This window comes from Pseudomonas mosselii, from assembly GCF_005796105.1.
In the GTDB taxonomy this organism is placed as follows: domain Bacteria; phylum Pseudomonadota; class Gammaproteobacteria; order Pseudomonadales; family Pseudomonadaceae; genus Aquipseudomonas; species Aquipseudomonas mosselii_C.
Genome location: NZ_VAUO01000001.1, coordinates 1 through 22,101 on the forward strand (window position 1 = coordinate 1; position 22,101 = coordinate 22,101).

The 22,101-nt window shown below is 60.5% G+C and carries 17 protein-coding genes and 2 pseudogenes; 8 read left to right on the forward strand and 11 right to left on the reverse strand.

Going from position 1 to position 22,101, the window contains the following annotated elements; translation table 11 throughout:
• The 9 genes and pseudogenes from FEM01_RS24290 to tssB form a co-directional block, all read right to left on the reverse strand.
• Window positions 1-226: pseudogene (locus tag FEM01_RS24290) on the reverse strand (type IVB secretion system protein IcmH/DotU); the annotation flags it as partial.
• Between the two features lies 1 nt (window position 227).
• Window positions 228-1,565 (reverse strand): type VI secretion system baseplate subunit TssK, encoded by a 1,338-nt coding sequence (tssK, locus tag FEM01_RS00010; RefSeq protein WP_138217244.1) that lies wholly within the window; start codon window positions 1,563-1,565, stop codon window positions 228-230.
• Window positions 1,566-1,617: 52 nt separating this feature from the next.
• Entirely contained in the window at window positions 1,618-2,412 is a 795-nt protein-coding gene (gene tssJ, locus FEM01_RS00015) for a type VI secretion system lipoprotein TssJ (protein ID WP_138217245.1), read from the reverse strand.
• The gene (locus tag FEM01_RS00020) at window positions 2,409-2,966 is read right to left on the reverse strand and encodes an FHA domain-containing protein (protein ID WP_138217246.1); all 558 of its coding nucleotides are present in this window, start codon (window positions 2,964-2,966) and stop codon (window positions 2,409-2,411) included. Before FEM01_RS00020 ends, tssJ begins: the two co-directional genes overlap by 4 nt.
• Entirely contained in the window at window positions 2,963-3,979 is a 1,017-nt protein-coding gene (tssG, locus tag FEM01_RS00025; protein WP_138217247.1) for a type VI secretion system baseplate subunit TssG, read from the reverse strand. The genes FEM01_RS00020 and tssG overlap by 4 nt, the downstream gene beginning before the upstream one ends.
• Window positions 3,943-5,709 carry a type VI secretion system baseplate subunit TssF gene (tssF, locus tag FEM01_RS00030; protein WP_138217248.1) on the reverse strand — a complete coding sequence of 589 codons (1,767 nt, stop codon included), beginning with the start codon at window positions 5,707-5,709 and terminating at the stop codon, window positions 3,943-3,945. The genes tssG and tssF overlap by 37 nt, the downstream gene beginning before the upstream one ends.
• A gap of 3 nt (window positions 5,710-5,712) precedes the next feature.
• Entirely contained in the window at window positions 5,713-6,123 is a 411-nt protein-coding gene (gene tssE, locus FEM01_RS00035; protein ID WP_138217249.1) for a type VI secretion system baseplate subunit TssE, read from the reverse strand.
• The gene (gene tssC, locus FEM01_RS00040; protein WP_138217250.1) at window positions 6,120-7,610 is read right to left on the reverse strand and encodes a type VI secretion system contractile sheath large subunit; all 1,491 of its coding nucleotides are present in this window, start codon (window positions 7,608-7,610) and stop codon (window positions 6,120-6,122) included. The genes tssE and tssC overlap by 4 nt, the downstream gene beginning before the upstream one ends.
• 16 nt (window positions 7,611-7,626) lie before the next feature.
• A complete protein-coding gene (gene tssB / locus FEM01_RS00045; RefSeq protein WP_138217251.1) occupies window positions 7,627-8,130 on the reverse strand; it encodes a type VI secretion system contractile sheath small subunit in 504 nt (167 codons plus the stop codon).
• A gap of 415 nt (window positions 8,131-8,545) precedes the next feature.
• On the opposite strand from tssB, the gene vasI reads away from it, so the two are divergent.
• Genes vasI through tssM form a run of 3 tightly spaced genes read left to right on the forward strand, consistent with a single transcriptional unit; the run spans window position 8,546 to window position 14,150 of the window.
• Window positions 8,546-9,085, forward strand: coding sequence for a type VI secretion system-associated protein VasI (gene vasI / locus FEM01_RS00050; protein ID WP_240791691.1), 540 nt, complete (start codon window positions 8,546-8,548; stop codon window positions 9,083-9,085).
• Window positions 9,073-10,524 (forward strand): type VI secretion system protein TssA, encoded by a 1,452-nt coding sequence (tssA, locus tag FEM01_RS00055; protein ID WP_138217252.1) that lies wholly within the window; start codon window positions 9,073-9,075, stop codon window positions 10,522-10,524. The genes vasI and tssA overlap by 13 nt, the downstream gene beginning before the upstream one ends.
• Before the next feature lie 8 nt (window positions 10,525-10,532).
• Complete coding sequence (tssM, locus tag FEM01_RS00060) at window positions 10,533-14,150, forward strand: type VI secretion system membrane subunit TssM (protein ID WP_138218141.1); 3,618 nt, start codon at window positions 10,533-10,535, stop codon at window positions 14,148-14,150.
• A 264-nt stretch (window positions 14,151-14,414) separates the two neighbouring features.
• Here tssM and FEM01_RS00065 read toward each other — a convergent pair.
• A pseudogene (locus FEM01_RS00065) lies at window positions 14,415-14,927 on the reverse strand (chloride channel protein); the annotation flags it as partial.
• 317 nt (window positions 14,928-15,244) lie between these two features.
• Between FEM01_RS00065 and FEM01_RS00070 the strand changes: the two are divergent.
• The 4 genes from FEM01_RS00070 (at window position 15,245) to tcuB (ending at window position 19,877) form a co-directional block, all read left to right on the forward strand.
• Window positions 15,245-15,964 carry a TorF family putative porin gene (locus FEM01_RS00070; RefSeq protein WP_138218142.1) on the forward strand — a complete coding sequence of 240 codons (720 nt, stop codon included), beginning with the start codon at window positions 15,245-15,247 and terminating at the stop codon, window positions 15,962-15,964.
• Window positions 15,965-16,202: 238 nt separating this feature from the next.
• Window positions 16,203-17,123, forward strand: a complete 921-nt coding sequence (locus FEM01_RS00075) for a LysR substrate-binding domain-containing protein (RefSeq protein WP_138217253.1) — start codon at window positions 16,203-16,205, stop codon at window positions 17,121-17,123.
• A gap of 140 nt (window positions 17,124-17,263) precedes the next feature.
• Entirely contained in the window at window positions 17,264-18,718 is a 1,455-nt protein-coding gene (tcuA, locus tag FEM01_RS00080; protein WP_138217254.1) for an FAD-dependent tricarballylate dehydrogenase TcuA, read from the forward strand.
• Window positions 18,699-19,877, forward strand: a complete 1,179-nt coding sequence (gene tcuB / locus FEM01_RS00085) for a tricarballylate utilization 4Fe-4S protein TcuB (protein ID WP_138217255.1) — start codon at window positions 18,699-18,701, stop codon at window positions 19,875-19,877. Before tcuA ends, tcuB begins: the two co-directional genes overlap by 20 nt.
• Before the next feature lie 42 nt (window positions 19,878-19,919).
• Here the strand turns inward: tcuB and FEM01_RS00090 are convergent, their stop codons facing one another.
• Window positions 19,920-20,813: a LysR family transcriptional regulator gene (locus FEM01_RS00090; protein WP_138217256.1), complete on the reverse strand. Its 894-nt coding sequence runs from the start codon at window positions 20,811-20,813 to the stop codon at window positions 19,920-19,922.
• A 147-nt stretch (window positions 20,814-20,960) separates the two neighbouring features.
• Here FEM01_RS00090 and FEM01_RS00095 point away from each other — a divergent pair, with 147 nt between their 5' ends.
• A complete protein-coding gene (locus FEM01_RS00095) occupies window positions 20,961-22,040 on the forward strand; it encodes a 4-oxalomesaconate tautomerase (RefSeq protein WP_138217257.1) in 1,080 nt (359 codons plus the stop codon).
• The last annotated feature ends 61 nt before the right edge of the window (window positions 22,041-22,101 follow it).

Consider the following 22,101-nt stretch of genomic DNA (forward strand, 5'->3'; position numbering starts at 1 on the left):
TGACGAGGCCAAACAACGGTGCCGCCGCATCCAGCATCAAGTTGTCGTAGCCGCCCCTTAACTGAAAGTCGGGATCGGCGGGGTAGTCCTTATAAACGGGCTCGGGCTTTGCTGTGCTTGCCTCGGATTCCACGGCGCCAGTGGGTAAAGGCGTTCCAAGCTTCGCTTGCAACGGCTCAGCTGGAGCTGATGCGGTTCCATTGCGTGCGAGGTGGTTCTCCTGCATCTCACTCACTCCTGATTGCCCAGAACTGCAACTCAAGCCCAGGGAACTCCCCCGCGATATGAATCCCGAAGCCGTTGGCCGTGTTCATGCAGGCCCATGCCGGGTCGCGGCGGTCCAGCTCGAAGTAGCTGAAGCCTGCATGGAACGGCAGATCGCGAGGGGCTACAGGCAGCGGATGCAGCGCAATGCCGGGCAACTGCTTGTGCACCAGATCATTCAAGGTCTCCAGGGAGGTGACCTTGGCTTTCTGCAAGAACAGCCGACGCAGTGTTGGCGGCGGCAGGTCAGCACGCACGGCCAGAATGAAGTCCGCGTCATCGATCAGGCGGCGGTCTTCGAGTGTCGTTGTCATCACGCCGTAATCCAGCGCCTCCAGCGGCAGCGAGAGGGCCCGCGGTTGCAGGACCGTACCCAGGGCGCGGCGTAACGTGTCTTGTAGTGGCTTGAATGAGGTGCGCAAAGCCGTGTGCTGATAGGCGGGGAATTCTGGCGGCAGCCGGCTCTCGTCGGTGAAGGTCACGAACTCGCCACAGGCCTGGCTCATGTGCAAGTACAACTGCTCGGGGTGGGTTTGCCCCTGCCTGGCCAAGTGCTGGAAGCACGGCCACCAGCGGTTCATGGCCTGCAGCAGGTTGAAGTCACGGATGTCGGCAATGCCGGACTGGCCCGAGGCGCCTATTCGGTTAGCCAGGTTGCGTGAGCGCTCGCGCAGGGTGTTGGTGATCTCTTCGAGGTAACGCTGGAGTGCCGGCACCGCGCGTACCGAGACGCTGGTCGGGTAGAACCCTTCATCCAGTCGCAGGCTGCCATCGGGCCGGCGTTCCAGAATGCGCGCCATGGCAAGGCGGGTGTAGGCGCTGCTGTCGTCGGCCTTACGTTTGAGCTGCAGGTTGGGCACTGCCAGATCGACCTGCGCCAAGTCACCGTCTGCGCTGTGGGTGTCCTTGATTTCCTGCGTCTGAACGTTGTAGCGGAAGTTGGCGGCATTGTCGGGCCAGCTCACCTCCCGGCCACCCTCGGTGCGTAGTGGCAGACAGAGGTAGACTTCGGCGTCTTTCGCGCCGTCGTCCTCGATTTCCAGTGGCGGCGGCGGTGGCAGATCTGCCGGGATATCAAACACAGTGCCGTCCGGCATGATGCCGCGTGCGCGGGTGATGGCGATCTTGCCCAGGCTCAAATATTCGTCGTTCAGTTGCAGCTCGCTGAAGCCATAGAAGGCTGCGTTCAGGCTGCCAAGGCGTTGATGCAGGGCCGCTTCGGCGGCGCGGGCCGCCTGCTGGAAATGCTGCGGTTTGACGAACAGGCCTTCAGGCCACAGGACGGGGTTACGTGAACTCATGAGCACTCCATGTCAGCGTGAGTAAGCGAGAAGGGCGGGGTTGCAGGCATCATCAGTCCTCCTCCTTGAGCAGGACCTGCGTGTCGTTGAGCAATACCGAGAAGATGATGTGTTGGCCGCGCGGTGGAATGCGCAGCACCTGGCTCCAGGTCGCGTTTTCCTGGTTGCGGTAGTCGGCGATCACCGCGATGAACCGGGTCTCGGCCTCGATGGCGGCAAAGGGAATGAACTTGAACTGCCCAGGCCGTAGCAGGTAGTCGTCATCACGGATGTAGGTGCTGCGCAGCGCTTTGGCGGGGTCTTTGTCCAGCAACTCATAAACGCTGTTGCGCAGCAGCGAGTCGTCGCGCAGTTGCAGGATCTTGATGGCCATTGGGGTGGCGACCGACTCGGGGGGAGCTGTGGTTGCGCGCGGTAAGGTCAGCACCACATTCGAGTCTTCGTAGTGGCCCGGCGTGCTTTCCTCCAAGGGCGAGCGGGTTGGTTCATCGGCCTCGTTCTCTGGCAGTTCGACGGGCGAAATGGCCGGGAATTGCTCGTGAAGAAACTCGAGCAGGGTCCCGACTTTCTCGGTCAGGGCATAGGGGTCGCCCGCGCTCACGCTGACTGCGTAGGGGCTGGGTTCCAGGCTGCTTTCTTGCTCAGTCGCCGCTTGCAGGCTGTTGGGGTTGCTGTTGAGCGTGGGGCTGGCGTTGATGCTGAACGCGATTTCGGTGGGCTGAATCTTGGTTGCACCGACGGGTATCGAGGGGTCCATCGCCACTTGGCTCATTTTGCTCATGGCGGTGCAGCCTGGGAGTCCAATCATCGTCGCCAGAAGGCCGGCCATGAGTGAATGACGCGTCATGAGCGTTCTCCTGCGATCAGGCGATCCAGCGGGTTCTCTTGCACAGGACGTGTCACTGCCTCCAGTGCAGCCAAGGGATCGTTGCCCATACCTGGATCGAAGACCGAGCAGATCTCAGCGACTTCCGGGACAGCCGTGGACTTGGGCAGCCAATGCTGCGCAGGTGCATCCAGGATGAGTCGGTCGAGTACCCGCACGTCTGCGTTGAACAACTCTTCCAGCGAACGGGCATCAGCTTGTGAAAGCTGAACCAAAAGTCGATAAGCGCCAACACGTAGCAGGTCACCTTCGAGCAACCGCCTGGGCGACAGCGCCCCCAGGCTATCGAGGTTGTCGTTCAGGTAGGTACGCTCGCAGCAGTCGATCACGCAGAAGCCGCCTTCGATCCAGCGGATTTCGCAATGGATCGGCGCCACGCCCTGTTCACGATCATTGATCAGCCACGTGGCTCTCGCGCAGCCGACGGTGCCACCTGCACGATCAAATTCGTGTCGGGCGGTGACGTTGTGCTGCAACTGGTCGAGGTTGGTGATGCTCAAGATCAAAGTACTCATGAGCGCCCCCGGAACTGCACGACGGGGCTGATCTGGCCGTGGCGGTCATCGACGAAGCTGGTCCAGCCCAATTGCGCGCCACGGCTGGAATGCAGGCAGAAGGGCGACAGCGCGTGCTGCTTCAGCCGCAGCTCCAGGTCGTAGGCCAAGCCGTCACGCAACAGGAAGTCGATCAGGGCACGCAAGCGGTTGAAGTTGATACCGCTGGGCAACAGGTCACGCAGCTGTGCCTGGTCGAGCTCGCTGATTACGATGGTGAACTTGCTGCTGCGGGTCCGCGTGCGGCTGCCAACCATGAAGGAATTGCCCAGCTCACCGTTGTTGCGGCCAAGGCTTACCTGTTGCTGGATTGTCGTAGGTACCGAGCGGGTTTCGAATTCGCGAATCTGCACCTGCTTCAGGTCGAAGCAGTGCGCGATGATGCCAGCGACAGTGCCCGGTGCGCGGCTGCGACTGGCGATCACGCCGGCGAAGCTGAGCAGCCGGCTCCAGGGTAACGCCGTGTCGCCGCGCAGCTGTTTGTCATTCAAGCCGAGCAGGGCAAAGATGTACTGGGAGAACCCATCGCTGGCACCCGGCTGGAAACGAATGTAGTAGCGATACTTGCGCCAGATGCGGTGTAGCAGGCTGAGCAGGTAGTGATTGAAGAAGTCGAAGAACGCCGGGCGCACGCCGATACCCTGTGCATGCTCGTATGCCACCTGTTCCAGATAGTAGGAGGGCAATGGCGAGTCAGTGCCGTGCAGGCCCATGAACGTGGTGCATACGCGATAGCGATCTTGTGCTTCGGGCATGCGTTCGGCCTTGCAGATGTCCGAGACGGGGAAGGTCAGGCGCGGGTCGCTGCCAAGGCGCACGCGTAGGCGGGCCTCCTCGCTGGGCCAGCGGGGTTCGAGATCGTCTCCATGAAGCCCGTGAAGGCGCTCCAGCAACTGATAAAAGTTGTACCGGTGCGCGCCCGCGAGCAGCTTGTCGGCTAGATCAGCGGTTGCTTGCCGGTCTGGATGGGCCATGTGTAGTGCTCGTTGTTGGTGATGTTGATCACTTCCAGTTGATGGAAGGAATTGATGCTGGCGTACAACGCGAAGAAGTGCGCCAGCACGCAGCCGAACAGGTACAGGTCGCCTTCGCAGAGGAATGCGGCCTGGTCGAGTTTGAGTTGCGTGCGCAGGCCGCGAATGGGCTGTCCTTTGATCAGCCAATCCAAAGGTGTCGTTTGGATATCCCGGATGCCGTCGAGGCGTTTGCGGGTGGTGCGTGTCTGCTGGATGTCGTGCAAGGCCGCGAAGTCATAAGCGCGGATAACTGCCTTCAATGGCTCGGCCGAGAGCAGCGACAAGTAATTGAGCGACATGTTGGAGATCAAGGCCCATTGCAACTGGCCGTCCAGCACCGGCCGATAGGGTCGGGTCGGTGCACAAATATTGGTGTAGGTGGTCAGCGGCGGGGTGACCTCAGAGAGCACATTGATGTCGTCGATGCCCAGGGCCAGGGGCAAATCGCGGTTGGTGCAAGTCAGGTCGATGGACGCTGTTTCCAGCTCACCGATATAGGTATTGGCGTCGGCCCGCACGAAGGCGATGCGATGCGTGACGCCATCACCGCTCAGTGAGTCTTCGAGGGTGTAGCGGTAGTACAGCGCCGTACGCCCTTGGACATGCTCGATCTCATGGGCGAACGACTCGAAGGGTCGGAAGGTTCGCAGGTGTTTACCGGTACTTCCATCGTTTGTCGTACGGGTGCTGATTACCCTATCGACACTGAAGATTTCGTAGGCGTGGCGCTCGGCGCCTTTGGGCTTGAGTTCGACCTGTGCGGCCTCGTTGGAGAGGTCAATGGGCTCGGCGCTGTGCTTGAACAGGTTTACCGCTGGGGCGCAGAACAGGCTGAAATCCGCTTTGCCAATGCGCAGCGAATCCGGTAGTTGACGGGTGAAGTGGAATGCCAGGTCGACCTGCTGGATCGTCTGATCAGGCCATATTTTTTCCAGGCCCGTCAGGGCAAAGAAGTGAAAGCGCTCAGGGAAAATGAAGTATTCCTGCAAGATCCGGTAACCGTCGAAGACGTTCTGCGGATAAGGCAACAAAGCGTCGTCCGGGCTGAAACCTGGGAAGACGATGCTGCTGGCCGGCAGCCGGCGAGCCTGACCATTTATGGTCACGCTGACATGGCTAAGATAGTGAGCGATCCAGAGGTACAGCGTGCGTGCTGTTCGGGTGGTACCGCTCAGGTGAAAGTCGAGACGGGCGCATTCGAGCGTGTTCAATGGGCGCTCGACCAGGGTGTGTAGCTCAATGCGAATCACTGAGCTGTCGAGCGTTTGGGTTGAGCCCACCGCGTCGATCTCGAACGGGTGAACGTCCACGACGGTACAGGTGCGGAACTCACAGGGAATTCCGTCGACAGGCTTGGACAGCAGGCGTGCCCCCCTTGGCACGCGTTGCGACTGGCTGAGCGCCTGTTTGCGCGGTGTGAACTGAATGATCGTGGCGCTTGGCAGTGGACGAAGGTAGTTGGGCCAAAGCAGCTGCAACATAGGGTGCGTCAGCTCTGGGAGGTCGTCCTCCAACTTGAGGCGCAGCTTGGCCGTCAGGAACGCGAAGGCTTCCATCAAGCGCTCCACATCGGGGTCGCTACCACCCTTGCCCAGCAGCCGGGCAAGTTGTGGATTGTCCTGGGCAAAATCGTTCCCCAGTTCATGCAGGTAGCGCAACTCTTCGCTGAATCGATCCTTGAGCGACATCGATCACCTCACCCGGGTATGGCGGTTATGGCCGTTGACCAGCAATTCCAGTTGCAACTGCTCCGTGTGGTTATTGACCTGCACGTGGCACTCCAGACTGAAATGCAGCTCCTGAGGGGCGTGACAGTCGGGCACGGCTTTAAGTGAACGCACCTGCACGCGAGGCTCGAAACGCTGGATGGTGCGGCGTATGTCGGCGCTCACTTGTTTCAGCAGGTCGCCACTGCTCACGTCATGCCCGTTGAAATCGTGCAGGCCCAGCTCAGGGCTGCTCTGTGAGCAACCCTGGCGAGCGTTGAGCAGCGTTTCCAGGTGGCGCTTGATGGCGGCGAACTTGTGGGATGCGCTCTCTTGCCTGGACGGCGCCCGGATCACGGACTGATCGGCAACCAAGCGGTCGAAAAATCCGCTCATTGGGTATCGAGCCGGCCTACCAGCGAGATCTCGAAGTTCGCGCCCATGTATTTGAAGTGCGGGCGCACGGCGAGCGAAACCTGATACCAACCTGGATCGCCGGCAACGTCTGAAACCTCGATCTTCGCAGCACGTAGGGGACGGCGGCTGCGTACGTCGGCCGAGGGATTTTCCTGGTCGGCGACGTATTGCTTGATCCATTTGTTCAGCTCGGACTCAAGGTCGCGACGCTCCTTCCAACTGCCGATCTGCTCGCGTTGTAGCACCTTGATGTAATGTGCCAGCCGGTTGACGATGAACAGGTAAGGCAACTGTGTGCCCAGCTTGTAGTTGGTTTGGGCCTGCAGGCCTTCCGGGGTCTTGGGGAAGTTCTTCGGTTTCTGCACCGAGTTGGCTGAGAAGAACGCGGCGTTGTCGCTGCCTTTGCGCATGGTCAGCGCAATGAAGCCTTCTTCGGCCAGCTCGAATTCCTTGCGGTCGGAAATCAGCACCTCGGTGGGGATCTTCGCTTGCAACTGCCCCAATGCCTCGTAGAGGTGTACCGGCAGATCTTCCACGGCGCCACCGGACTGCGGGCCGATGATGTTCGGGCACCAGCGATAGCGGGCAAAGCTGTCGTTGATGCAGCTGGCCAGCAGGAAGGCGGAATTGCCCCACAGGTAATTGTCGTGTCGTCCGTCGATACTTTCTTCGTAGTTGAAGCTTTTGATTGGCTGTTCCTGGGGGTGGTAGGCCGAGCGAAGCATGAAGCGTGGCCCCGTCAGCGCGGTGTGGCGGGCATCCTCGCTTTCGCGGAAGGCGCGCCATTTGGCATGTCGCGGTCCTGCGAAAATGTCTTTGATTTCCTTGAGGTTGGGCAGCTCTTCAAAGCTGCTCAGATTGAAGAAATCGGGGGAGGGGGCGGCCAGGAACGGCGCATGTGACATGGCGCCCACGGAGGCCATGTAGCTCAGTAACTTGATGTCTGGCGAAGAGGGGCCGAAGTTGTAATTTCCTAGCATGGCCGCCACCGGCTCACCACCGAACTGCCCATAGCCTGCGGTGTAAACGTGTTTGTACAGACCGCTGCACGTAATGTCGGCGGCATTGTCGAAATCGTCTAGCAAGTCTTCTTTGCTGACATGCAGGACTTCAAGCTTGATGTTCTCGCGGAAGTCCGTGCGGTCCACCAGAAGTTTGAGGCTACGCCATGAGGATTCGAGCGCCTGAAATTCCGATTGATGAAGAATGGCATCCATTTGCTTGCTGAGCACTCGATCCAGCTCTGCAATCATCTGGTCGACGCGGTGTTTATTGATTAGTTGATCTGGATCATCACTTTTGAGTATCTCTGCAATAAAGGCCGATACGCCTTGGCGAGCGACTTGATAGCCCTCTTGAGCAGGAACTAGTTTTGTTTCGGCCATGATCTGATCGAGCAAAGTGGCATTGCTCAATGTCTCGCCGGATAGTTCAACGGTGAGGGAAGTGCTGCTTGGCTTTGGCATGGGACGCTCCGTTGTCTCAGTCTTCTTTTGGCGCCTCAAGCACCAGGTCCAATTCTTCGGCGAGTTGTTTGCGGGCCTGCTCGTTGCTCAACAGTTGCTGCAACTGCTTGCGGAAAGCGGGCACGTTGCCCAGCGGGCCTTTTAGCGCCACCAGTGCCTCACGCAGCTCCAAAAGCTTGCTGAGCTCTGGTACTTGGCGAGCGATGCCGTCTGGCCCGAAGTCATTGATCGATCTGAACTGCAGGTTGACCGCCAGCTCCGCGTCGGCGGCCGTGCTGAGCATGGAAGGTACCGACATGGCCAGGCTGACATCGGCGTCGTTCAACACGTTGTTGAAGGTGTGTTTATCGATGCGCATGACCGACCGGTCTTCCAGCGCACGCGTGTCATCCAGGCCGAAGTCGCCCATTACCAACATCTTGTGCGGCAGCTCTACTTCGGCTTGTTCATCGCCAGTGGCGGGTACGTATTTGATGTTGATGCGTTCTTTGGGTGCAACCGATCCTGTGGATTTTGCCATCGCAGAATCTCTCCGTGCTCTTGAAAGTTATCCGTATTGGGGCTCTAGTTGCAATTTAGTATGTAGGAAATTTCCTATTTACTTGTATGTGGCATAAACAGAATGCGGGGGTTAGTTGTGTGTCGCGTAAAAACATTGCGCTTGATTTTGCTATGTCGTCGAGTATGAAAGTGTAAGAAAATGTTTTTTTGTTTGTTGCTGTTCCGATGGGCTAGTCTCTTGCCCCTTGCGGGAATTCGAGTGCCTGAGAGGGCTGTTTCAGATCCGCTGCTATGAACGGGTCGATGTACTATATGTACTACATGAAAGGTATTTACTTACGATGCTTGGTAATAAAACTTGTGGCGTAAGTCTCTGGCTGGTGCTTGGGTGTATGCCAATACCCTCGTATTCCGATCAGGATTGCCCGCGGATCGTGTCCAACCTTGAGCGTTTGGCATGTTTCGATGCGTCTGCCGGAACGCCTGCACACTCCGTCTCCATGCAGTGGTCGCCGCCAGAACAGGACTCACCCACGGTGCGTCGGGTACTGACCCACGAATTAGGGCGAAGTCCCGACGACCTGACGTTTCGACTCACGCCTGAAGACGACGGGCTGACGATCTCTGCACCTGCAATCGCTTCAGCCGCGCCGCATCCCTACCTGGTGATCAGTTGTTTGCAGAACATTTCCAGGTTGCAACTGGTCACCGCCCAACCTGTTGATGCTGGTCGGGTGATGGTGCGATTGCAGGGCGAGCGCAGCACCACCATCGCAACCCCTTGGCAGGTGACGGAGAACGGTCAGGTGCTCGATGCGGGCCGGGGCTTGCCTGGAATCGAGCAGATCAAGCGACTGATTGGGGCCCATCGCATTGAGGTGCAAAGCGACAACCCTTCCATTGATGGATTGGTCTTCGATGCTCAAGGCCTGGACTCGCTCATCGACGAGGCGCGCAAAACATGTCGCTGGTAGCAGAGGTCAACGCACAGGAAATTGCCCGGTTGCTCGCACCCATCGATGCGCAGGCTCCGGTCGGTCTGTTCGATGTGGAGGATGAAACCTATCAGGCCATTGATCAGGAAATGGTCAAGCTGGGCGGGCTGCAGGCATCCACCATCGACTGGGCCTATATCGAGGAAGCGTCACGGCAGTACTTGGCGCAGCAGTGCAAGCACTTGCGTATCGTCGCGCACCTGAGTGCTGCGTGGCTTCGCAGCGGTTGTTGGGAGCGATGGAGTTTCACCTTGGCGTTGCTGGCCGGCATGGTCGAGCGCTATTGGGAGGTGGCGCATCCAAAGCCTGGCCCCAAAGGTTTTCTGGGCAAGCGCAAGCTGGTTGGCCTCGTGCTCGATCGCTTGAACGAAGCGCTGCCGCGCCTGGACCGCTACACATTCACCCCTGCCCATGCGGCCTTGGCTCAAGAGGCATTGCAGCGCCTGCAACAGCAGCAGGCCGCTGCTCAGTTGGATGAAGCCCTTCTGAAAGATGTCGATCGACTGCTGCGCAAGCAGGCGGAGCAGGCGAGCGGTGCAGGCGAGCCTACCGCAGCGAAGTCGTCGACGGCGACCATCAGGCCTGCACCGCTGGCCGAAGTCATTGCCACCCCAATGCCGCGCGTGTCGTTAGGCAACGAGCGCGAATCACGGCGGGCCGTGCTGACCATGGCCGAGATGATCAATCAACAAGACCCCTACGACCCGACGGGCTATCAGCTGCGTCGATTCGGCCTGTGGGCTCATATCCAGGCAGCGCCCCAAATCACGCAAGGCAATCGCACGGAACTGATGGCGGTGCCGCTGGAGATCACCTGCGACTATGAAGAGGCGATTGCTGGCACGGCGATCGACGCGGCGTTGCTTCAGCGGATTGAAAAGAGCGTGACGGCTTGCCCGTTTTGGATACGCGGCAGTTTCCTCGCGGCCAGTGCAGCGACACGGTTGGCGATGGGAGAGGTGGCTGAGGCAATCCGCGCAGCGACGGCCCGATTCGTCCAACGCATACCCGCGCTCCAGCAGTTGTGTTTCAGCGACGGTAGGTCGTTCGCGGACGATCAAAGCATGGCTTGGCTCAGAGGCGCAGCAGGGCAGACGCAAGCCGAACCTGCCCACGAGTTCGCAGGCCTGCGCGAAGAGTTGGTCAGTCAGTTGGAAACCGCTGGGGTAGAGCCGGTTTTGCTCAGATTACAGGCCATGCAGGCGGACCTTCGTGGGCCGCGTGAGCGCTGTCATACCACCGTCATTGCGGCCGATCTCCTGGCAGCGCGAGGCGTGTCCTGGCTGGCCCAGGATCTGTGCGCCAGTGTCGCACGGACCATGCAGCACACCACGGCCGCCGTTTGGGAACCAGAGGTGTTTCAACGACTGCAACAGTATGCCTCTGCTTATGTGTTGGCGGATCAGAACAAGGACTAGGACCCTCCATGAATCAACTATGGACGCTTTTGAAACGTTGGGGGTTGCCCCTGGTGACTCGTATCGGCCTGGCCATGCCGCTACTGCTTGTGTTGGGGACCGTGCTGATGCTGGTCGCCATCTGGTGGCTTGGGCCGCAGTGGCTATGGCGTGAACAGTATCCGCTGGCCAGCGTGGCGCATCGCAGCTTGGCCAGCCTGGTGCTCGTGCTGGTGCCGTTGTTGTGCTGGCTGGTGGTACTGCGCAGGCGATACGTTCGCCTACAGGCTGAACGCAAGCAGACGGTGGCCGCTGAGCTGGACAGCGTATTGCCGCTGGTTCAGGCGCAAGAGAAGGCCTTGGACCAAGGGCTTTCGCGATTTCTCGATAGCGCAGGCGGCCGAGGTGCGTTGTATCGATTGCCCTGGTACTTGGTGATAGGCGACCAGCATGCCGGCAAGACCAGCTTCATCGATTGCACAGAACAAAGCTTTTCCCTGACCCGTATCGACAAGGCACAGGCACGAGGCAGGCAGGCCCAAGCGCTGGCCTTTCCGATAGGTTGGTGGGTCAGCAACGATGCGGTGATCATCGATCCGCCAGGTGCGCTCATCAGGCAGGCGGCGCTGGCAGGCTCGCCCGTTGACGAATCAGCCACACAGCAAGTGCCACCTGCAACCTCGGCCAGGTTGTGGCAGCACCTGCTGGATTGGCTGTTGCGCAACCGCAGTCAGAGAGCCCTCAATGGCATATTGCTGGTGGTCGACTTACCTGCGCTATTGCACGGCACGCCCGAGCAGCGCATTGCCTTGGCACATGTGCTGCGCACCCGTCTGTACGAGGTCAGTAGCCAATTGGGCTCGCGGCTGCCGCTATACGTGGTGCTGACCAAGTTCGACCTGTTGGACGGATTCGACCAACTCTATGCCGGTCTTTCCGTCGCCATGCGGGAAAGAATGCTCGGTTTCACGTTCAAGCTGGATGCGATAGGCACATTCGACGCTTGGCTGGAGGAGTATGGCGACCACTACGAGCAGTTGATCAGCCAGCTGTTTGAGCAGGTGGTGGATCGGCTCGATGCGCTGGACAGCGCTGCCCAGCGCGCGCGCTTGTTCTCATTGCATGCGCAGTTGATCGGCTTGCGCCCAATATTGCTGGGATTCCTGAAAGAAGCGCTGGCCAGTGATCGCTACACCACGCCGGCCTTGGTACGCGGTGTGTACTGGTCCTCGGTCATCCAGCAAGGTGAGATGTTCAATGCGTTCGTGCGCGAGGCCGCGCAGCCCTACAAGACGAAGCTCCCTTTGCTCGAGGGCAAGGTACAAGGCAAGGCGCTACCGTACTTCATCCAGCATGCTTTCGGGCGGGTCATCTATAAGGAAGCCGGACTTGCCGGGGACAACATCAAGGTGGCGCGCAGCAAGCGTCAACTCCTATGGGTCGGCTCTGGGGTGGGCATACTGGCTTTTTGTGTTGCCATCGCCAGTTGGCAGCGCTTCTTCGATATCAATGGCGCCAAAGCCACCAACGTGCTTGTCAAAAGCCGGGAATACAGCCATCACGAGGTTGATCAGCGCCTGGATCCTACCGGACGCAATCTGCTGGAGCCGCTGGACCAGATTCGTGATGCGGTATCGGTATTTGGCGATTATCGCTCTGCATGGCCGGGTGTTTCCGATTTTGGCCTGTATCAGGGGCGCGCTATCGGCCCGCGTGTCGATGAGGCATATCTCAGCTTGCTCTCCAGGCGGTTCCTGCCGGCCTTGGCCAGTGGAGTGATCGATGCCATGGATGCTGCGCCCCCGGGCAGTGAGCAGCAAATGGCTGCCCTCAGGGTTTACCGCATGCTGGAAGACCGCCACAACCGCCGCGCCGAATGGGTCGAAGCGTGGATGGCCCGACAATGGCAGCAGAAATTCCCGGGCCAGGGGCAACTGCAGCGCGACCTCATGCGGCACCTCAAGTACGCCTTGACCTACGCCGATACCGACCTGCCGCAGTACAGCCAACGTGTCGCCGCAGTGCAGGACGCGTTGCGCAAGGTGCCGCTACCCGAGCGGGTTTACGCCGGCCTCAAACAACAGGCGGCGGAGCAGTTGCACACCGGGCTGGACTTGCGTCATCAGGTTGGGCCGGCCTTCGACGTGGTGTATCAGCCGTCCATGAGCGCCAGGCAGGGCGATGATGTGCTGTTAGCGCCGATGCTCACTGCCAAAGGTTTCAAGGAGTACTTCGAACCACGCAGTCAGAGCTTCGCCGATTTGGCGTTGATCGACCAATGGGCGCTGGGCGAGCGTAGTCAGCTCGATTATTCGGATGCCGACCGGGAGGTGTTGAGCGAACGGCTACGCAACTTATACAGCGCCGATTACATTGACAGTTGGCGCCGTGCCCTCAACGCGTTCAGCGTGGCAGACTTCCGTGACCTGGACCATGGTGTCGCGATCCTGCAGCAGTTGACGGGGCCTGCGGCGCCGCTGCATCGATTGCTCGACACGGTCCGGGAGAACACTTCGCTCTCAGCGGCCGGCGTTGTTGAGGTAACAGATCAGACCAAGACAGTGCTGCCGATAAGTAGTAAGCCTGAGCATCAGCAGGCGTGGACTATTCAAAGGGCCTTTGCCGGGCTGAGCGCGATGCTGCAGGGAGCCGCAGAGAAGCCTAGCTACTACGATGAAACCCTGGTTGCTCTCACAGCCGTACACGACTATGCCAAGGCGGTGCAGGACAGCCCGGACCGAGGCAGGGCAGCACTGCAGGCCGTGCATCAGCGTTTCTCGATGACTGGGCATGACCCCATCGGCACCTTGCAACGAGTATCGACCGGCTTGCCTGAACCTATCAACCGCCAGGTACGAAAGGTGGCTGATCAAACGGCGCAGGTATTGAATGTTGAAGCACTGCGCGAGTTGGAGCGGCGCTGGGATGCTGAGGTGTATAGTTTCTTTCAGCAGCGCCTGGCAGGCCGATACCCCTTCGTGGCCAGGGCGCCGGACGCGTCGCTGGATGACTTCGAGGCGTTCTTCGGGCCGAAGGGCCGGCTGCAGCAGTTCAATGAGCAATATCTGAAGGTGTTCCTGAAGGACAACCTCGAAGCCCTGCAAACCGGCCAGCAGGGGCAGTCCCTGATCCGTAGCGATGTGATCGAGCAGTTGGAGCTGGCGGACCGCATTCGCGAAACGTTCTTCGATCAGCGCGGCAACTTGAGTGTGCAGTTCAGTATCGAGCCGTTAGGGTTGAGTGCGAACCAGCGCACGAGTTTGCTGGATCTGGACGGTCAGTTGATTTCCTACACCCATGGCACGAGTCAGATCACCGGTGTCATCTGGCCCAATACGCTTGGGCAACATGTGCGTAGCAACCTGACGCTGCTCAGGCAGAGCGGCAATAGCAGCAGTCTGGAGTATCGAGGCCCCTGGTCCATGTTCCGCCTGCTCAGTCGTGGTTCGCTCAATGGGCGGACGGCGACCAGTGTGGACTTGAGCTTCAGGACCGGTGATGGCGTGATGCGCTACCGGCTGAGCGCGCAGAAGGCTTTCAATCCCATTACCCAACAACCGTTCAAAGGCTTCCGCTTGCCACGCGGGTTGCTGCAACAGCCATCCAGGATGGTTCAGGCCGGGCAGACGGGCGCACCTGTCATGTAAATCTATGAAAAGCCGAAAGGCTAATGCCTGTCAGTTAATCCTTCGTTGCAGTAGTTTGGGCCGTTCCAAGACCGTGCAAGCCGGCATTCAAAGCGCTCACGCGGACTTTGAGCGGCCTTGTGCCGCGAAAGGGCCGCAAAGCGGCCCCATTGGCTTAACTGGCCTGCATTAGCCAAAAGGCTCTTTTTTCGTTCCGGCGAAAGCCACCACAAAGACCGCTTGAGCTTCAACTGAGCGCCGCCAGGGCTGGTAGTGTCGAGTGATTCATTTGTCGATAGCGTCAACTCTGGAAACGGACGGCGCTGGAGTATGAAGCTTGTCGATAATCTGCTTGGCCAAGGCATGGTAAAGAGAGACCGGAGACACCCATCCCGAGATGGCTGCTGCCATGAGTGTTGCGGCCAGCATGGGAATGGCCAGATCCTGGCTGTGTGTCAGCTCAAGCACGATGACCGAGGCGGTCAGCGGCGAGCGTGTAACACCGGCCAGGTACGCGCCCATTCCGAGTAATGCGCATGCTTGAGGATCAACATCGGGTAGCACGCTCAACAGAGGCGCAAAGGCAGCACCGATGCTCAGAGAGGGCGAAAAGAGACCGCCCGGAATCCCGGAGAGATAAGAAACGACACTGGCCAGAAACTTCCACAGCAGAAAGCTTTGGTCCGTGATTGGCTGACCCTCCAGCAAGGCACGCGTTTCTTCATATCCGGTGCCGAATACATGATTGCCGGAGACGAGCCCCAACGTGCCCAGCAGCAGCCCACACATGGCTGACTTGGAAAGTCGTGAGTATGGCGTGCTTTACCGGGCAGGCCTATCCGACACAGGTGGTAGTGGTGCCAGATGTGGCGATCTACTTGCCCAATTGCAATGGGTCGCCAGCGCGAGATCGTTGCCAGGTGGTCCAGCGTGCTTTGGTGGCAGCAAGGTGTCTTGTCGTCAGGCGCATGGGCGGGGTCGCTACCTACCGCAGAGTAATGGCATCACGCCTGCAACTCACCCAACCACGGGTAGCGTTGATGGCGTAGGGTTTTCCTCGTCAATCGATGCCGTTATGCTTCTCGTTCCAGAGCGGGTTTACCAGGATTGTGCACATGGTCAGACACCTGCTAATGCTGACGGCGGCCTTGCTGTTCTGTGCGCCGGTGTCCGCCAAGCAGATTCAACGTCAATTGGGTGATTTTGCCTTCAAGCTCAGTACCCAAGGCTCCCGCTCAATGGCACAGGGGTTGATTTCGCCCAGCGCTGTCGGCGCATTCCATGGCGGTGTGGATGTCAGTCACTCCAGCGGTTTGTACATGGGGCAGTTCGCACCCAGCCTGGGTCTTTCACCCAACTCGACTCTCAAACTCGACAGTTATTTCGGCTACAAGCGCCGATTCGATGAAAGCCTGGGCTTCGAGGCCGGGCTTATTCATTACAGTCAGCCAAACCTTTCCAACAGTGAAAGCTATGCCCTGTATGGTGGTTTTTCGACGTTGGACAGTCGCTTCGCAGGTGCCTGGAGAAACGATCCAGACAACCGCACGGGGACGTTATTCGTCGATGTGGGCCGCCTTCCGTTGTTCGAAATGGACCTGACGCTGAAGGTCGCTCACCACCGCCTGGGCACGCCTTTCACGATCGGCGATGGCAGCCAAGTGGATCATTTCAATGATTGGTCGGTGGCGCTGTCTCGCCCTTGGCTGGGGGTCGACCTGGACCTCATCTACAGCAGTTCCGACCTGCAAGGCGCCGGTTGTGTCGTGTATGCAGGCATGAACAACTACTGCGAGAGCATGCTGATGTTGAAGGCGCAGCGAAGCTTTTTCTAACGCTCAGCCAGCGTCGCTCATGTGCATGTGGTGGTTTTTCATAGGCACTTGCGAGGGTGGACGATCTCTGCGCGCCTGATCGCCATCCAGGTGTCACCGATGCCCGTGGAGGGAGACCCCTCATGAGCAGCACTTCAGATAAAGTAAAAGGCTTGGCTAACGGAGCGCTCGGCAGGGCCAAGCAAGCTGCTGTGGCTCCGGTTAAGCCGTCGACATTGCTGAATGGGAGGGGGCTTCGATGGAGCTACGCCAGCTACGTTATTTTCTGAGTGTGCTGGAATGCGGCAGCCTCGGCAGGGCTGCGCTCGAAACGGGCGTTGGAGTCTCTGCGTTGAGCCAGCAACTGACGAAGCTCGAATGTGAGTTGAGTACCCGTTTGCTGACACGCTCAAGCGTTGGCGTCACGCCTACCGCAGCAGGCTTGGCATTCGAATACCATGCGCGTTTGACGCTGCGCCAGGCCCATTACGCCGTACTGGCCGCGCGCAGTGGGCGTATGAGCGGGTACGCCAGTGTCGGCATGGCACCGACTACGGCTTCGGTGCTGGGCTTGGCGCTGATTGCCAGGATGCGCGAGCGTTACCCGGATATCCGTCTTCATTTGGTCGAGATGCTGTCCGGCTACCTGGTGAATCAGCTCAATACGCGGCATCTGGATGTGGCGGTGTTGTTTCAGCAGGAGGCCGGCATGCGTCTGGATGTGCGGCCGCTGCTGGAGGAGCGTTTGTTCGCGCTGGTGCCACTCGCGCTGGTCAAGGCCGACTGGGGGCCGTCGCTGACGTTGCAGCAGATCGCCTCGCTGCCGTTGGTGATGCCCAGCGCCCAGCATGGTCTGCGCGCCACGTTGAGGGCGATTCTGGAGCGCGTTGGATTGGACGCGACTATCGTCATGGAGGTGGACGGCTTGTCGCTGCTCATGGAGTGCGTCAGTGCTGGCCACGCCGCGACGATTCAACCCGGCGCCACGGTGGCTCGGGCTACGCAGGCAGGCTTGCGGGTATTTTCGATCGACGATCCGCAAGCGCAGCGGCGCAACCTGGTGGTAAGCCTGGCCGATGATGAACTTTCGCCTGCTGCGCTGGCTACGCGGATCGTGCTGCATGAAGTGTCCCGCGAACTGGTGCAGCAAGAGCGCTGGCCGGGCGCGCGCTTGCTGTGAGTGCCTGCACGCAATCCAGCCTTTAGAAAAACTGAAGACCTCCCCCCAGTGAGCGCGTTTCGCCCAGGGTACGCGAAGCCCTAAAGTCCGGGCTCTGCGAGAAGCCGCCCAACCCAGGCTTCTCGCTTCCTGGAGGCGACATGATCGATGTGCTTGTCATCGGCGGCGGCAACGCTGCCCTGTGCGCTGCGCTGATGGCGCGCGAGGCCGGCGCCAGCGTAATGCTGGTGGAAGCCGCACCCCGCGCCTGGCGAGGCGGCAACTCCCAACATACGCGCAACCTTAGGTGCATGCACGATGCCCCACAGGATGTGCTGGTGGACGCTTATCCCGAAGAAGAGTTCTGGCAGGACCTGCTCAAAGTCACCGATGGCCAGACCAACGAGGCCCTGGCGCGCCTGGTGATTCGTGCCTCTGGCGACTGCCGCGGTTGGATGCGCCGACATGGCGTGCATTTCCAGCCTTCGTTGTCCGGTGCGTTGCACACCGCGCGGACCAACGCGTTCTTCATGGGCGGCGGCAAGGCCTTGGTCAATGCCTACTACCGCAGTGCCGAGCGGCTCGGCGTGCAGGTGCGCTACGACAGCCCGGTAGCTGACGTGGAACTGCGCGATGGGCGCTTCATCGCGGCCCACCTGGCGGCCCGTGACGTCAACGGACGGCACGTACCCGTCGAGCGCATCGAGGCACGCAGTTGTGTGTTGGCGGCCGGCGGCTTCGAGTCCAACCGCCAATGGCTGCGCGAGGCCTGGGGGCAGAACGCGCGCGGCGAATGGCCGGCCGATAACTTCCTGGTGCGCGGCACGCGCTTCAACGACGGCGCGCTGCTACGCCGGATGATCGAGCTGGGCGCCGACACGATCGGCGATCCAACCCAGGCCCACATGGTCGCCATCGATGCCCGTGCGCCGCTCTATGACGGCGGCATCTGCACCCGTATCGACTGCGTGTCGCTGGGTGTGGTGGTCAACCGTGACGGCCAGCGTTTCTACGACGAAGGGGAGGACTTCTGGCCCAAGCGCTATGCCATCTGGGGGCGCCTGGTGGCCCAGCAACCTGGTCAGGTGGGTTTCTCGATCATCGACCGCAAGGCCCTCGGGCGTTTCATGCCGCCAGTGTTTCCCGGTACTCGCGCCGACAACCTGGAGTCCCTGGCGGTTGCCCTTGGGCTGCCGGTGCCTGCGTTTCTCGACAGCCTGCGCGCCTACAATGCGGCATGTCGTCCCGGCACGTTCGACCACACCCGTTTGGACGATTGCCGCACCGAGGGCGTGCAGCCGATCAAGAGCCACTGGGCCTTGCCAATCGACACACCGCCGTTCTTCGGCTACCCACTGCGCCCAGGGGTGACCTTCACCTATCTCGGCTTACGCACCGACGCTACGGCTGCCGTGCATTTCGGTGGGCGCCCCAGCCCCAATCTGTTCGTCGCCGGCGAGATGATGGCCGGCAATGTGCTGGGCAAGGGCTACACAGCCGGTGTCGGCATGTCCATCGGGACCGCGTTTGGGCGCATCGCCGGCACTCAGGCGGCAGCTGCCGCTGGCCATTCTGTCAACCCTCTGGAGGCCCAGCATGACTGTGCAAATGCCTGAACCCCATACGTTCGATCCCGTCCCAGCCCAGGCTGAACTGATCCCGCTCCTTGACCTGCACGAGCAGGAGGTGGACCGGCAGATGCGCATCTGCAACGCTTGCCGTTATTGCGAGGGATTCTGTGCAGTGTTCCCGGCGATGACCCGCCGGCTCGACTTTGCCAAGGCCGACATTCACTACCTGGCCAACCTCTGCCACAACTGTGGAGCCTGCCTGCATGCCTGCCAGTACGCCGCACCGCATGCGTTCGCCGTGAACGTGCCGCAGGCCATGGCCAAGGTGCGTGCGCAGACCTACACCGAGTACGCCTGGCCGGCGCGTTTCGGGCTGCTCTACCGGCGCAATGGCACGTTCGTCGCCGTGGCGTTGGCAATCGCACTGTCGCTGTTCCTGCTGCTCGCCTTGCAGGTTAACGGCACTTTGCTGCCGGGGCGTCTGGCCGGTGACTTCTACGCGGTGTTCCCGCATAACACCCTGGCGCTTCTGTTCGGTGGTGTGTTCAGTGCGGCCGGGGTAGCGTTGGTCATGGCGTTGCGGCGCTTCTGGCGCAGCGTCTCGCCTGGCCAGGCGCGACAACCGGCCAGTGGTGCGCTGAGCGAAGCGGCCAGCGCGGTGCTTACGCTCAAGTATCTCGATGGCGGCCATGGCCAGGGCTGCAACAATGCCGATGATCGCTACACGCTATGGCGCCGGCGCTATCACCACCTGACCTTCTACGGCTTCATGCTGTGCTTTGCCGCCACCGTGGTTGCCACCGGTTACCACTACCTGCTCGGGCTGCCGGCACCTTACCCAATGACCAGCGTGCCGGTGCTTCTGGGTACCCTAGGCGGTATTGGCTTGATCGTCGGGCCTGCGGGTCTGCTGGCGTTGAACCTGCGCCGCGCGCCTGAGCACGGCGACGTCGCGCAGCGCCCGATGGACCGGGCGTTCATCCTGCTCTTGCTGTTGGTCAGCGCCACGGGGCTGGCACTGCTGGCGCTGCGTGACAGTGCGGCGATGGCGATCTTGCTAGCCGTGCACCTGGGCACCGTGATGGCCCTGTTCGTGACCTTGCCCTATGGCAAGTTCGCCCATGGCCTTTTCCGCAGTGCCGCGCTGCTGAAGTTCACTATCGAAAAGCGCCGGCCAGATCCTCACGGCCTGGGTGGGGACTGACCCATGCACGGCTCGCGACGCGACCCTGCGTGCTGGCGCCGTTCAGCGGTTGGGCCATTGCTCCAGCAGGATCGACACGAACTTCTCGGCGGCGGGCGACAGCGAGGCGCCCCGGCGATAGACCAGGCCCAGTGTACGGGTAACCTCCGGTTCGCACAGCGGCACGCTGACCAAAGTGGGGTGGTCGGCGCTGGGCATCGCCAGGCTTGGCATCGCCGACACGCCCAGCCCTGCCTCGACCATGCCCAGCGACGTGGACAAGTGCTGCACTTCGTAGAACCATTTCGGTCGCAGGCCCAGGCCGGACAACGCATGGTCGAGCAGCATGCGGTTGCCGCTGAGCCGGCCGACCCCGATCAGTCGGTAGTCGGCCAGTTCCGCCCAGGTCACCGATGCGCGGTTGGCCAAGTCATGGTCTCGACGGCAGGCCAGCACGAAATGTTCCTGCACCAGCGAGACGAACTCGATGTCGGGATGCTGGCCGCTCATCATGTTGATGCCAAAGTCGGCCTCGCCGCGCAGCACCGCTTCGAGGCCGTCGTTGGCGCTGAGGTCGAGCAGGCGAATGCGAATTTTCGGGTACTGCGCGTTGTAGTCGCGAATCACCGAGGGCAGGAAGTAGAACGCCGCCGTTGGAATGCAGGCGAGGGTGACCTGGCCGGTCTGGCGCTCGGCCAGTTCGCGGATGCTCAGGATCGAATCCTCGAAGTCGTCCAACAGGCGTCTGGCCTTGGGCAGGAAGTCCCGTCCGACGCTGGTCAGGCTGACCCGACGCGTGGTGCGCTCGAGCAGCGAGATACCCAGGCCTTCCTCGAGTTTCTTGATCCGCCTGCTGAGGGCTGGCTGGGACAGGTGCAGGGCCTCGGCAGCCTCGTGAAAACTGCCAAGTTCGGCGATTTTCACGAACGATCGGATATCTTGGAGCTCATATTCCATGACGCTGTGCTCTCCTCGGGTGGCTATTTATTATTTTGTATTTCGCAAGAATGGCTACGATATTTGCATTGGATTGATTTATCCATCCCTGTCACTCTTTTGCTCACAACATCAATGATGTCCATTGATCAACAAGAGTGCGATAACATGCAACGAATTCCCTGCGTGCTCATGCGTGGCGGTACCTCCAAGGGACCGTTTTTCCACGCTTGGGACCTGCCTGCCAATGTGGTCGAGCGCGACGAACTGCTGATCAACCTGATGGGTTCCGGCCATGAGCTTGAGATCGACGGTATTGGTGGTGGTAGCCCGCAGACGAGCAAGGTCGCGATCATTAGCCCTTCGTTGCATGCCGACGCCGACGTCGATTACCTGTTCGTGCAGGTCATGGTCGCCCAGCGTCGTGTCGACACTGCCCCCAATTGCGGCAACATGCTGTGCGCCGTCGGCCCGTTCGCCATCGAGCAGGGCCTGGTCAAGCCGCAGGACGGCAAGACCCTGGTGCGTATTCGCAACCTCAACACCAACACCTTCGTCAACTCGTTGGTCGAGACCCCCGGTGGGATCGTCCGCTACGAAGGCCGCACGGCGATCGACGGCGTTCCGGGGACTGCCGCCCCGGTACACCTGACATTCCTCGATGCGGTCGGTAGCAAGACCGGCAAGTTGTTCCCCACCGGCCAAGCCCAGGATGTGATCGATGGCGTAGCGGTGACCTGCATCGACATGGCCATGCCGATGATGATCGTACAAGCCCGTGACATGGGGGTGACCGGTGCCGAAAGCCCAGCCGAGCTGGATGCCAACAGCGAGCTGCTGCAGCGCCTTGAAGCCTTGCGCCTGAAGGCCGGCAAGGCCATGGGCCTGGGTGATGTCAGCGGTATGGTGATTCCCAAGCCGGTACTGGTGTCGCCGCCGCGCTACGACGGTACCGTGCAGGTACGCTACTTCATGCCGCACAGCTGCCACCGTGCGCTGGCGATCACCGGAGCCGTGGGCCTGGCGACTGCCTGCGTCAGCCCCGGCACCGTGGCCGCGCAGATGCTCGGCGACGGCGCGCAGCACCTGGACCAGGTGCGTCTGGAACACCCCAGTGGGGGTATCGACGTTGCGCTCTCGCGCACGGGTGCCGAGGGCAAGACCCTGCAGGCGTCCGTGGTGCGCACCGCGCGCCGGCTGTTTGCCGGGTTCGTCTATGCACCAACCTTGCGCAGGCTGGCCGGATAGGCTCAGGCCTTCATCCAACCTGCGTTGCCGTAAAGCAACAAGCGCATCCGCACAATTTCAA